At 43.1% G+C, this 12,221-nt stretch carries 11 protein-coding genes and 1 riboswitch; of the genes, 3 read left to right on the plus strand and 8 right to left on the minus strand.

Going from position 1 to position 12,221, the window contains the following annotated elements; translation table 11 throughout:
* Position 1 precedes the first annotated feature (1 nt).
* Complete coding sequence (locus AAA970_RS08335; protein WP_338236732.1) at positions 2 to 2,134, plus strand: OmpA family protein; 2,133 nt, start codon at positions 2 to 4, stop codon at positions 2,132 to 2,134.
* Positions 2,135 to 2,213: 79 nt separating this feature from the next.
* Here the strand turns inward: AAA970_RS08335 and thiH are convergent, their stop codons facing one another.
* From thiH to AAA970_RS08375, 8 genes are all read right to left on the minus strand, one after another.
* Positions 2,214 to 3,332: a 2-iminoacetate synthase ThiH gene (gene thiH / locus AAA970_RS08340; RefSeq protein WP_338236733.1), complete on the minus strand. Its 1,119-nt coding sequence runs from the start codon at positions 3,330 to 3,332 to the stop codon at positions 2,214 to 2,216.
* 3 nt (positions 3,333 to 3,335) lie between these two features.
* The gene (locus tag AAA970_RS08345; RefSeq protein WP_338236734.1) at positions 3,336 to 4,103 is read right to left on the minus strand and encodes a thiazole synthase; all 768 of its coding nucleotides are present in this window, start codon (positions 4,101 to 4,103) and stop codon (positions 3,336 to 3,338) included.
* 2 nt (positions 4,104 to 4,105) lie between these two features.
* Complete coding sequence (locus tag AAA970_RS08350) at positions 4,106 to 4,756, minus strand: thiamine phosphate synthase (protein ID WP_338236735.1); 651 nt, start codon at positions 4,754 to 4,756, stop codon at positions 4,106 to 4,108.
* Positions 4,753 to 5,496: a hydroxymethylpyrimidine/phosphomethylpyrimidine kinase gene (locus AAA970_RS08355; RefSeq protein ID WP_338236736.1), complete on the minus strand. Its 744-nt coding sequence runs from the start codon at positions 5,494 to 5,496 to the stop codon at positions 4,753 to 4,755. The genes AAA970_RS08350 and AAA970_RS08355 overlap by 4 nt, the downstream gene beginning before the upstream one ends.
* Positions 5,489 to 6,088, minus strand: coding sequence for a thiamine phosphate synthase (locus AAA970_RS08360; protein ID WP_338236737.1), 600 nt, complete (start codon positions 6,086 to 6,088; stop codon positions 5,489 to 5,491). The genes AAA970_RS08355 and AAA970_RS08360 overlap by 8 nt, the downstream gene beginning before the upstream one ends.
* A gap of 3 nt (positions 6,089 to 6,091) precedes the next feature.
* Positions 6,092 to 7,954 (minus strand): phosphomethylpyrimidine synthase ThiC, encoded by a 1,863-nt coding sequence (gene thiC, locus AAA970_RS08365; RefSeq protein WP_338236738.1) that lies wholly within the window; start codon positions 7,952 to 7,954, stop codon positions 6,092 to 6,094.
* Between the two features lie 3 nt (positions 7,955 to 7,957).
* Positions 7,958 to 8,161 carry a sulfur carrier protein ThiS gene (gene thiS, locus AAA970_RS08370; protein ID WP_053405101.1) on the minus strand — a complete coding sequence of 68 codons (204 nt, stop codon included), beginning with the start codon at positions 8,159 to 8,161 and terminating at the stop codon, positions 7,958 to 7,960.
* A gap of 129 nt (positions 8,162 to 8,290) precedes the next feature.
* A riboswitch (TPP riboswitch) is annotated at positions 8,291 to 8,383 on the minus strand.
* Positions 8,384 to 8,521: 138 nt separating this feature from the next.
* The gene (locus tag AAA970_RS08375; protein WP_338236739.1) at positions 8,522 to 9,265 is read right to left on the minus strand and encodes a peptidoglycan recognition protein family protein; all 744 of its coding nucleotides are present in this window, start codon (positions 9,263 to 9,265) and stop codon (positions 8,522 to 8,524) included.
* A 549-nt stretch (positions 9,266 to 9,814) separates the two neighbouring features.
* Here AAA970_RS08375 and AAA970_RS08380 point away from each other — a divergent pair.
* Complete coding sequence (locus tag AAA970_RS08380) at positions 9,815 to 10,210, plus strand: hypothetical protein (protein WP_338236740.1); 396 nt, start codon at positions 9,815 to 9,817, stop codon at positions 10,208 to 10,210.
* A 286-nt stretch (positions 10,211 to 10,496) separates the two neighbouring features.
* The gene (locus AAA970_RS08385; protein ID WP_338236741.1) at positions 10,497 to 12,128 is read left to right on the plus strand and encodes a S41 family peptidase; all 1,632 of its coding nucleotides are present in this window, start codon (positions 10,497 to 10,499) and stop codon (positions 12,126 to 12,128) included.
* Positions 12,129 to 12,221 lie beyond the last annotated feature (93 nt).

Here is a 12,221-nt window from a genome sequence, read left to right on the forward strand (position 1 = left end):
CATGAAATTCTTATTCACTATCCTGCTGTTGCTCTTAAGCTCAAGCCTAACCATCGCGCAAAAAAGCGTTTTGGTAAAAGCCAATGAGCATTTCGAACGCCATGAATATACGGCTGCCATCGAGAACTACGAAAAGTACCTCCAAAACCATAATAGCACTAAGGTTTCCATTCGTTTAGCAGAAGCCTATATGGCGACCAAACGGTACCCCGAAGCCTTGGAGAGCTATCGATTATTGATCAAGCTGCATCCTACTGAGGGGAAATTGCTTTTGCCGTATGCCGAACTTTTGATGAACCAAAAGAAATATAAAAATGCGCGGGCAGCTTACAAAAGGTATCTACAGATGCATCCGGAGGATAAAAAAAGTATCCGACATAAAATGGAAGCCTGCAGTAATTTCGAAAGCCTACAAAGTAACCATTTAGCTGTTAGAGCCGAGCAGGCGGCCTTCAATTCGGAATATAATGACTTTTCCCCCCTTATGATGGATCAACAATTAATTTGGTGCTCCTCAAGGCCACACCATAAGCAAAAGTACCTTTGGGATAATCAGCACTTCATCAACCTTTTTGGTGGCGAATGGGATCCTTCCATGAATGTCAATGGAATTACCGCATTACCCAAAAAGATAAATGCCAAAACCCATGAAGGGCCCGCCACTTATGATCCGGAAAACCAAAGGCTATATTTCACCAGAAATGCAGACAAAGAAAACGCAAAGCGACACCTGGAAATCTTTTATACAGATCAAACTGAAAGAGGCTGGACCAAACCTAAATCCATGGGATTCCATCGAAAAGGCCATTCTGAAGGTCACCCTACATTAAGCCCGGACGGAAATTCGATGGTTTTTACTGCCGATTTTAAAGGCGGATTAGGTGGTACCGACCTGTATATCAGCCAGCGAACGCCCTATGGACAATGGCAACAGCCCAAAAATTTGGGGGAAGCTGTAAATTCTCCCGGCGATGAAATGTTTCCCTATTGGGGGCCTGATGATTATTTATATTTCTCCTCCGACTTTTATCCTGGACTGGGCGGGCTGGATTTATTTCGGGTAAAAATAATGGAAAATGAATATGGCACGATCGAACATTTAGGTGCTCCATTCAACTCTGAAAAGGATGACTTTGGAATCTACCTCATTGATGCTAGCGAAAAGAACTTCAAAGGATACTTCTCCTCTAATCGGGCGGATGAAAGAGGCAACGATGACATTTACCATTTTCATAAAATCTTCATTGACCTGAATGTCCTCGTTTTGGACAAGACAACGGAAAAACCCATCCGAAATTCTACGGTTGGACTTCGCAATCAAACCAAAAACCTGGATGAGGGAACTACAGATCAGTGGGGCGAGTATTATGCGCAGCTCAGTCCGGAGGAAATTTACCGGATTACCGTCGATCATCCTGAATATGCTGCCTACCATGAAGCATTCAATACCCAAAACTTGGAGGATCATACTACTTTGGAAAAGGTGATTTATCTTGAACAGGGATTCACTCCTCGACTCCAAGGGACGGTGGTGTCTAAAGAAACCGATCAGCTGTTATCCCCCGCGCAGGTAAGTTTAAGAAATTTACACACGGAGGAAGAAATTCGGCTGAATAGTCCTGATGGAAATTTTTCCTTTGTGATTGATCCGGGTACCGACTATATCCTCTCCGCCAAAACCAATGGCTACCTGACTTATTCGGAAGAGTTTTATGTAGCGGAAAATATTCAACAGGATTTGATCAAGAAATTGCCATTGGAACGATTGGAGCAGGATAAAATCTTAGACATCGAGAATATCTACTACGATTTTGACCGATCCAATATCACCTCACAAGCCTCCACTACCCTGGATAAGGTGGTCATCATCCTGCGGGATAATCCGGATATTGTGATTGAATTAAGCTCCCATACCGATGCGCGGGGGACTGATCAATACAATCGAAAACTATCCGCCGAACGTGCCAAAGCGGCCATGGAATACATCAGCGGAAAGGGCATTGAACCCTTCCGAATGGTCTATAAATACTATGGAGAAACACAACCTAAAATTCCCTGTGCCCCGGGCCAAGATTGCGATGAGGAAGTACATGCGATTAACCGAAGGACAGAATTTAAGATTATTGGTTTTTAAAAATAAAGAAACACTGTGTTAGGCGTTCCCAAAATTGGGGACTAAAAAAGGAGGCTTTAAACGGCCTCCTTTGTTCTTTTTATTTCACATCGTAAGCAATATCCCAGTCTTTCCAGACCGTTTCATAGCCATTTCGCTCCAGCATCTCCTCAATCAGCGCAGGTGATCTCTCATCCGAAATTTCAAATTGCTCCAGCGATTGTGGTTCTACCACATAGCCTCCCGGATTGGTTTTGGAACCAGCACTCATCGCTGTGATTCCCAACTTACAAACATGATCGCGGAATTTTTCACTTTCCCGTGTCGATAAGCTCAATTCCACCTCCTCATCAAAAATCCGATAAGCACAAATCAATTGCACCAATTCCCGATCCGACATTTCCACCTTCGGATCCAAACCGCCACTGAAAGGACGTAAGCGTGGAAAGGAAATGGAGTATTTCGCGCGCCAGTAAGTTTTCTCCAGATATTCCAAATGCAGGGCATTGAAAAAACAATCCGTTCTCCAGTCTTCCAGCCCAATCAATACGCCAAGCCCAATCTTATGAATACCGGCTTTCCCCAGGCGATCCGGAGTTCTTAAGCGATATTCGAAATTGGATTTTTTTCCCTTTGGGTGATGCTTTTTATAATCTTCCTGATGGTAAGTTTCCTGATAAATATAAACCGTATTCAAGCCCTCGGCAATCAGCTCCTCATACTCTTCCTGATCCATCGGCTGTACTTCCATGGACAAATGGGCAAAATGCGGACGCAGCAATTGCATGGCATTTTTGATATAAGGCACCCCAACGGTTCTGTTGGCTTCTCCGGTCACCAAAAGCAAATGTTCAAAACCCATTTCCTTGATGTGATCAGCTTCTTTCAGAATTTCTGCATCAGTCAGCGTTCGTCGGGGAATTTTATTATCCAGACTAAAACCACAATAAGTACAAATATTCTGACACTCATTGGAAAGATAAAGCGGCACATAAAGCTGCATCGTTTTCCCAAATCGCTTTTGAGTAATCTGATGACTGAGCTGCGCCATCTGCTCCAAATAAGGGGCTGCTGCCGGTGAAATCAAGGCCTTAAAATCTTCCAAATCCCGCTTTGATTTCCCTAAGGCATGCTCCACATCCTTGGCCGTTTTTGAATAGATGCTTTGCTTTACCTCCTCCCAATCATGCTGATGAAATAATTGACTGAATGTACTCATGACTTATAATTCATCTAAAAAGGAAGTCAAAGGACTACTCGCTTCTGCCACTTGCAAGGGCTTTGCTAGGCGCGCTTCATAGGCCATTCTTCCGGATTCCACGGCCAGTTTGAACGCTTTTCCCATAGCCACGGGATCTCCCGCCACGGCTATTGCTGTATTGACCAATACCGCATCTGCCCCCAATTCCATGGCTGCTGCGGCATGGGAAGGAGCCCCAATACCTGCATCTACTACCACCGGTACATTGGCCTGCTCAATGATAATCTCCAAAAAGTCCAACGCTTTCAAGCCCTTGTTGGAACCTATTGGAGCGGCTAGAGGCATTACGGCTGCTGTACCGACCTCCTCCAAACGCTTACACAATACCGGATCAGCATGACAATAAGGCAAAACGATAAAACCCTTCTTTACCAATTCTTCAGCAGCCTTCAGGGTTTCAATCGGATCCGGCAATAAATATTTCGGATCCGGATGAATTTCCAGTTTCAGCCAATTGGTCCCTAATGCTTCACGGGCCAGTTCTGCTGCAAAGACCGCCTCTTTGGCGGTACGAACACCGGAGGTATTTGGCAATAAATTGATATGATCGTGATTCAGATGGCTCAGAATATCATCCTGCTGATCATTCACATTCACGCGCTTCAGGGCCATTGTCACTAATTCTGAGCCGGAAGCTAAAAGGGCATCTTCCATTTCTTTAGAAGAGGCGAATTTTCCAGTGCCGGTAAACAAGCGGGACTGAAACGTTTTATATGCAATTTTTAACATGCTTATAAGGATTTGGAAGAGATCGTATGTGAAGAAAAATGTTGGTCGATTTTTTCAATCAGAAGTTCAGGTTGCGCTGCATTCAATAAAGCAGAAGAAAGTGAAACACCATGCACACCCACTTGGGATAAGGAAAGAAAATCATCCGCTGTCAAACCTCCGATAGCAAATACCGGAATATCCAGTCCTTCGGATTTCATCTGCTCGATGATGGACTGATAGCCCTCGAAGCCAAGAACAGGACTCAGATTTTTCTTGGTAGTCGTGAACCGCATCGGGCCAACACCTACATAATCCGCTCCGGCGGCCACATGCATTTTGATATCCTCAAAGGTATTGGCCGTTCCGCCGATGACCACCTCAGGGCCTAAAAGTGCCCGAGCCTCGCTCACCGGCATATCGGTCAGCCCCAAGTGTACGGAGGGAATCCCCAACTCCTTTACAATGCTCGGGTGATCATTCAACGTCAGCAAAACATTATTTTCCTTGCACAAATCCATAGCCGCCTTTGCGCCGGTCATTATTTCTGCTTCGGATACTGCTTTCAGTCTTAGCTGTACCCAATCGGCTCCGGCTTTAATGGCTTTTCGAATGGAATTCAGGTTTTCTTCCACTCCATTGCCCTGACTGATGAAGATTAAGTTCGTTTTCATGAAGTTTTTTGATGATAGGCTAAAATTCCAGGATTACTCTCCATGCATTGTTCCAAATACTGTTTCGCCAGTTGACAAGCTTTTTCAAGGGAATGACCTTTCGCCAGATGAGCAGTAATCGCCGCGCTTAAAATACAGCCTGTACCATGCTTGTCCGGCAATTTTCCTTTGTCAGAAGTGATTTTCACTACACCTCCATGTACTAGGTAAAGCAGATCAGTACCCAAGTCTGCGCCACTCGCATGTCCGCCCTTGAGAAGAATATTAGTGGCCAGCGGTAGATCAAAATTCAAATCCAGTTTATTCGCTTCCGGTTGATTAGGCGTCAGCAAAAAAAGATGTGGCAAAATCCGTTCTTGGAAGAAATCCTCACCTTCTGCATGAAATTCAAAGCCAGCAGAAGCCGAAAGAATCGGATCCAGGATCAATCGGGCGGTTGGCAACACTTCTTTGAGGTGCAGGATGATTTCCAATAAAAAGGGCCAGGACTTTACCAATCCAATTTTCACAAATTGAATTTCTTGTCCAGCAATCACAACATCAATCTGCCTTTTCACTTCCTCGACAGTGAGCCAGTGCGCACTTTGAAACTGATGGCCATTCTGAACCGTCCAACATGTCATTGCTGTCAGCCCCAGACACTCCAACTGCTCAAAGGTTTTGGCATCCGCCAATATGCCCGCTCCGCCGGAAGGGTCATAACCTGCAATACTCAAAACAACCGGTCTTGGCTCATTCATGGATTTGGTTTTTAATTTGCTCAAAATTTTCCAAGGGATCGAAATCGCCCTTCCAGACTGCTCCCATCAAGGCACAGGACTTAAATCCCATCTCCCGGATTTGACGAATCTGATTTTTCCCAATGCCTCCCAAGGCAGTACAATGTGGTACCTGCTCCAAGGCACTGCTAAAAAAAACGGCATCTTTAGCCTGATAATTGACCTTTGAAATACTCGGAAATACCGGACTTACCAAAACTGCATCGGCCCAGGACTTGACCGCAATTAATTCCGCTCCATTATGTGCTCCCGCGGAGAATTTCCGCCCCTCAGATTTTTCTTCTTCAATAAAATCCGATACATCGGAAGCGCACATTTGACCTTTTAGATGATAGCCGATATATTCAAAAGTTTCCTCCGGGATTTCATGTAAATGCACAAAAATCCGCGAATGGAAACACTCCGGCAATTGCTCCAGAAAACGGGCAAACACCTTCAGTTCAAAATCATCTTTGCGATAATGGTAATAATCCAAAGCCCGGTCAAAAAAGTCCGCTACCATAGCAGCCTCTTCCCTGACCGGAACTTCCGGAGAGATTAGCCTCCATTCCATGGATTAGGAATAGATTTCTTTTCCGTTATTTTCAAACTGCTGAGACTTCTCCTTCATGCCCTGCTCAATAGCCTCCACGGTATTCAAGCCATTTTCATCCGCATAATCGCGAACCTCCTGGGTGATTTTCATTGAGCAGAAATTCGGTCCACACATGGAGCAGAAGTGCGCTACTTTCGCTCCTTCAGCAGGTAAAGTTTCATCATGATATTCACGGGCAGTGTCCGGATCCAAGGCCAGATTAAACTGGTCTTCCCAACGGAATTCAAAGCGGGCCTTACTCATGGCGTTATCTCGGATATAGGCTCCCGGATGTCCCTTGGCTAAATCAGCGGCGTGGGCAGCAATTTTATAGGTAATAACTCCATCCTTCACGTCCTTTTTATTCGGCAATCCCAAATGCTCTTTCGGCGTAACATAACACAACATCGCCGTGCCGTACCAACCAATCTGAGCCGCACCAATAGCGGAAGTAATGTGGTCATAACCCGGCGCAATATCCGTTACCAAGGGTCCTAAAGTATAGAATGGCGCTTCAAAACAATCACGCAACTCTTTCTTCATATTCTCGCGAATCATCTGCATCGGCACGTGACCTGGTCCTTCAATCATCACCTGACAGTCATGTTCCCAGGCACGCTTGGTCAATTCACCCAAGGTCTCCAATTCCGCAAACTGAGCCGCATCATTAGCATCCGCCAATGCGCCCGGACGTAACCCATCACCCAAAGAGAAAGCCACATCGTAGGCCTTCATGATTTCACAAATCTCATCGAAATGCGTATAAATGAAGTTTTCTTTATGATGCGCCAAACACCATTTGGCCATGATCGAACCCCCACGTGATACAATTCCGGTCAAACGCTTCGCCGTCAATGGAATGTAACGCAACAATACGCCAGCATGCAAGGTGAAATAATCCACTCCCTGCTCTGCCTGTTCAATCAAAGTATCACGGAACAGCTCCCAAGTCAAATCCTCTGCTTTACCATTAACTTTCTCCAAAGCCTGGTAAATTGGCACCGTACCGATCGGCACCGGAGAGTTACGGATAATCCATTCGCGGGTCTCATGAATATTCTTTCCGGTAGACAAATCCATTACGGTGTCGGCACCCCAACGAATCGCCCAAACAGCTTTCTCGACTTCCTCCTCAATGGAACTGGTTACCGCAGAGTTACCAATATTCGCATTGATCTTCACCAAAAAATTACGACCAATAATCATCGGCTCCGTCTCCGGGTGATTAACGTTGGCTGGGATAATCGCACGACCGGCGGCAATCTCCTTACGAACAAACTCGGGCGTAATTTCCCCCTTAGGTGTCAAGGCTCCAAAGCTTTCTCCCGGATGCTCCACCCCTCGGTCTTTTACTTCCTGTAGCTTTTGGTTTTCACGAATGGCTACATACTCCATTTCAGGGGTAATAATCCCTTGCTTGGCATAGTACATTTGCGTTACAGGGGTATCACCTTTTGCCACCAATGGCTTTCTCAAATGCTGGAAACGAAAAGCATCCAAATTTTCATTGGCCAAACGCTCTTTTCCATAATCGGAAGTAATACCTTCCAGTGCTTTAACATCCTCACGATCCTGAATCCATTGTTCACGAATGGGCTCCAATCCTTTGCGAACATCAATTTCAATCTCCGTATCGGTATACGCTCCGGAAGTATCATAGACCGTTACAGGCTGGTTCGGAACTTTTTTCTCCGTACCAAAAACTTTGGTATCAGTCAAAGAAATTTCACGCATCGGCACACGGATATCCTGATGGATTTTTCCTTCAACATAGATCTTTTTAGATGCCGGAAATGGTGCACGAGTAATCGTGGACTGGGTGGGTGTGGTTTCTTGTTTTTTCATGTGTTATCCTCCTTGGGTGGCGCGAATGACCATCACTTGATCTTGGTTTTTTAGCTGATAAGTTTCCCAATCCGAGCGTGGAACGACGGATTGATTAACGGCTACAGCGATGCCTCTGGCTTCCGCCAAACTTTCTGTTTGTAAAAATCCAAGAAGTGAAATGGATGATTCACACTCCTTTGCTGTATCATTGAGGTAGATTGTCATACCTGTTTTTTAATAATTCAGATTAAAATCGAAGCTATTCCGACGAAATCTGTAAAAAAAGTACATGATAAGGGCGAATTTTCAACCCCTAATTCTTTAGGTATGACCTCACAAGGAGGGATTCACTATGAAATGAAAATCACTTTTCCCTTCGGCAGTATTAACTGCATCAGGTTCATAGGGTATAATCTCAGCCAAACAGGGGCACCCCTAAAGTTTCCTAAAGGTAAATAAAAAAAACTCAATCCTGCAAATAAAAAAAGGAAAGGAAAAACGATTAACGTTTTCTCCTTCCCTCTGTACAAAATATAACGCATCTATAAAAAATTATATCCTTTTAAGTAAGAAAAATATTCTTTTCTATGCCCCTTTGGCCTGTGGTTTAAAGGAAGCGACTGCCAGGCAATTTTTTATTTTTTTCCAGGAGACTTCCCCCATCAAACCATCCGGTAACAATTGATTATCGACCTGAAACTGTAATACCGCTTTTCGACATTCCGGGGACCAAAGACCATCGATACGACCATGATAATAACCTAAGCTGGAAAGCGCCTTTTGTAAGGTAATCATCAGTTTTGGGTCCTCATTATTGACCAAATCGGTAATTTGACCGCTTTTTAGAAAAGTGATCCATTCTTGCAAATAATAACCCGGACAGGGACCTTCTCTAAAATCATGGTGGCCAAAAACCTTTTGTAAACTAATCCTGTATTCCCTACACAGATATTGAATCAGTTCTCCTAAGGCCAGCAATTGCTGACTACTTGGCTGTTGTCCACCCCGGTAATTTAATCCATTAAAATTTCCCAGCACTACTATACCAATACTAGTGGTATTTTCTCCTTTGGTATGCCAGACAATATCGGAGACATCATTGCATTGTACAATTTTTCCATCGGATTCAATGGCAAAATGGTAACAAATTCTGGGGCATCCCTGCAGGCAAATATGATTGGAAGAAATGTGATATTGATTAAGGGCTTTCGTATCTGAAGCCGTCATGGACTGGTGCAAAATAATTTTGTCAATTACGGAAAGAGGGCGGTTCGTCCAGCTACGGTGGGGGTGACGATCCAATGATAGTACCTGATCGACTATATGCATAATGGGGGAGTTGGTGATACGGCAATTTAAAAATCAAACAGAAGGTAACCTTTTCAGCATCAGTATTTTCTTACCTAAGTAAGTTTTAGTTAAAAATTACAATCTTTAATAAGCAAGCTGAAAAAATTACCAACCGCCATTTTGATTTTTTCCCATTAATATTGCAGCGATGATCATGGGTTTCCTAAATAAACAGATCCGGTCATATTTGATTTGGTTATTTATCCCGTATTATTTGTGCTAAGTTCCTCATTTCATCTTCTTCTTGGATATTACCCATAAAGAAGAAAATCCCTTCATTTTCCCTCCTTCAGCTAAACAAACATTTGAACAGGTAACCTCTAGCCTAAGCAGATCAAAATAACTGGCTACTCTTCCACTGAGAGCATGCAAACAAACGCCAAAACAAAGGCCGTTGAAACATCACTTCAAAGATATGCAGGCAATCTTTTTCGCCCTATATTCCCTTCAGGAGCAATTATTCCTTAAAAAATGCAATCTTTTCATTCAGGGCTTTACGTATATGCTAATACAGAAAACCCCCTCAGTATGAACAACGCAAAAATCCATCTCCCCGACCTCGACTTCGATTTCAAATTATGGAAAGAAACCCTTGCCTTTTGGAAAAGGACTGGTGAGCTTCATTTATTGAGACTAAGTGACCTTCATAAACTAGGTAAAATATCCAGTGAGTCCTATGGTTCTTTACGCTGGGAGTATGAGCAACAGCTGGACAAGATTGTAGCACTCCTTGCCAAAATAAAAGTGCAGGAAGATGAAATGGCCTATTATCATAAAGATTACCCCATCAATATGGGGCATCAGCACTATAAGGATTATCTCAGTATTAGGGACCGAATGCGACAATTAGAATCCTACACCAAAGATCTGGAAGAAGAATTCGATTACATTAACCGAAAAGTAGTCCTTCCCCATCTACATTAAGTTTATATTTTAAAACACATTTCATTAACTTTCAACCCAATAACAGCCATTGCAAAGGTTAAAATATAGAATTGTTTACTAATCGATAAACTTTTCGCAAATAATGCGTAAAACTAGAAGGGGTATGCTGCACAATATCCCATTAAAGTAGCATTAAATCACGACCATTTGATGCTTTGCACTTTGGATATTGCCGATAAATTCACAAATTGTTCGAGTTTTTTAATTCGGATGAGGGCTTAGCCAAGACTAAATCTTAAATACTACAACCTATTTTCTTTGGATAATGAGTAAAACAAAAAATTCAAAATTTCACATTAAACTACCTTTGTTTATTGCCATGGGATTGGCTGCGGGGATATTGATTGGGGCTACCATGGCCGGAAATGAATCGCCAAAGAATAATTCGCTTATCAGTAGTATCCACAAATTCTCGAACATCGTCAGCTATATTCAGCGTGATTATGTAGATGAGGTGGATACGGAAGATTTAGTGGAAACCGCTATTGCGAAAATGCTGGAAAAGCTCGATCCACACAGCGTTTATATCGCTGCCAAAGATTTGGAGTTATCCAAGTCACAATTGGAGGGTAAATTTTACGGGATCGGAATCGAGTTTAATATTCTGAGAGACACCCTTTATGTGGTGGCTCCTTTGAGTGGTGGCCCTTCCGAAAAATTAGGCATTCGCAGTGGAGATAAAATTGTAGAGGTGGACGGAGAAAATGTTGCCAGTACTGGTATTTCCAATCGCGATGTGATCAATATCCTACGTGGAGAGAAAGGCACAAAAGTAAGCGTGAAAATCTATCGTAAAAATGCCCCAGAGCTATTGGCCTTTGACATTATTCGTGATAAAATTCCTCAAAATTCTGTGGATGTATCTTATATGGTAGACGATGAAATTGGTTACCTAAAAGTAAGTCGTTTCTCCGCCACTACCTACCAGGAGTTTTATGAGGCCATGAAAAGCCTTAAAGAACAAGGCATGACCAAATTAATTTTGGATCTACAGGGAAATCCTGGTGGTTATATGGATCGCGCAGTGAACATGGTGGATGAAATCCTGAAAGACGGCGACATGATCGTTTACACCAAAGGGAAAGAAAAACGTTACAATGTCCAGTATGTAGCGAAACGCAAAGGCATGTTCGAAGAAGGAAAAGTGATTGTCCTTTTAGATGAAGGTTCTGCTTCTGCTTCAGAGATTGTTTCGGGTGCTATTCAGGACAATGACCGCGGTTTGGTGATCGGAAGAAGATCCTTCGGAAAAGGCTTGGTACAAATGCCTATTCCTTTGAATGATGGCTCAGAATTGAGATTAACGATTTCCAGATACTATACGCCTAGTGGCCGCTCCATTCAGAAACCATATGATAAAGAACATATGGAAGATTACTATATGGACCGCATTAACCGCTACGAACATGGAGAGTTCTTCCATGCGGATAGTATTAAAATGAATGATTCGCTAAAATATGAAACAGCTCACGGGCGAATAGTTTACGGTGGCGGAGGTATTATGCCGGATTATTTCGTTCCTTTGGATACCACCATGCACAGTAATTATTTCACCAAATTGTTTTACAGCAATGCCCTTCGGGAATACACCATTAAGTATTACGAAAAGAATCAAAACAAGCTGAAGTCCATGGATTACCAAGATTTCAAAACAAATTTTGAGGTGAGTGATGCCATGCTGAAGGACCTGGTAAAAACAGCCAAAGAACTGGATGTGGCTTACAATGAAGAAGAATTTGAAATCTCAAAACCATTGATCAAACTACGAATAAAGGCGCAGCTCGCCCGAAGTGTTTGGGACAATGAAGGCTTCTTCCCGATATTCAATGAAACCAATGAAGTCTTCCAGCAAGCCCTTAAGATCATGGAAGATGATCAGGCCTGGTCGAAATTATAATTAACCAAAAGGTTGTTCCCCGGAGCAACCTTTTTTGTTTTTAATATCAAAATGCAAGCAATTGCATCTCCTGTTAGTACTATTTTTTTTACC

The sequence above is a fragment of the Persicobacter diffluens genome, assembly GCF_036244895.1.
Lineage (GTDB): Bacteria > Bacteroidota > Bacteroidia > Cytophagales > Cyclobacteriaceae > Persicobacter > Persicobacter diffluens.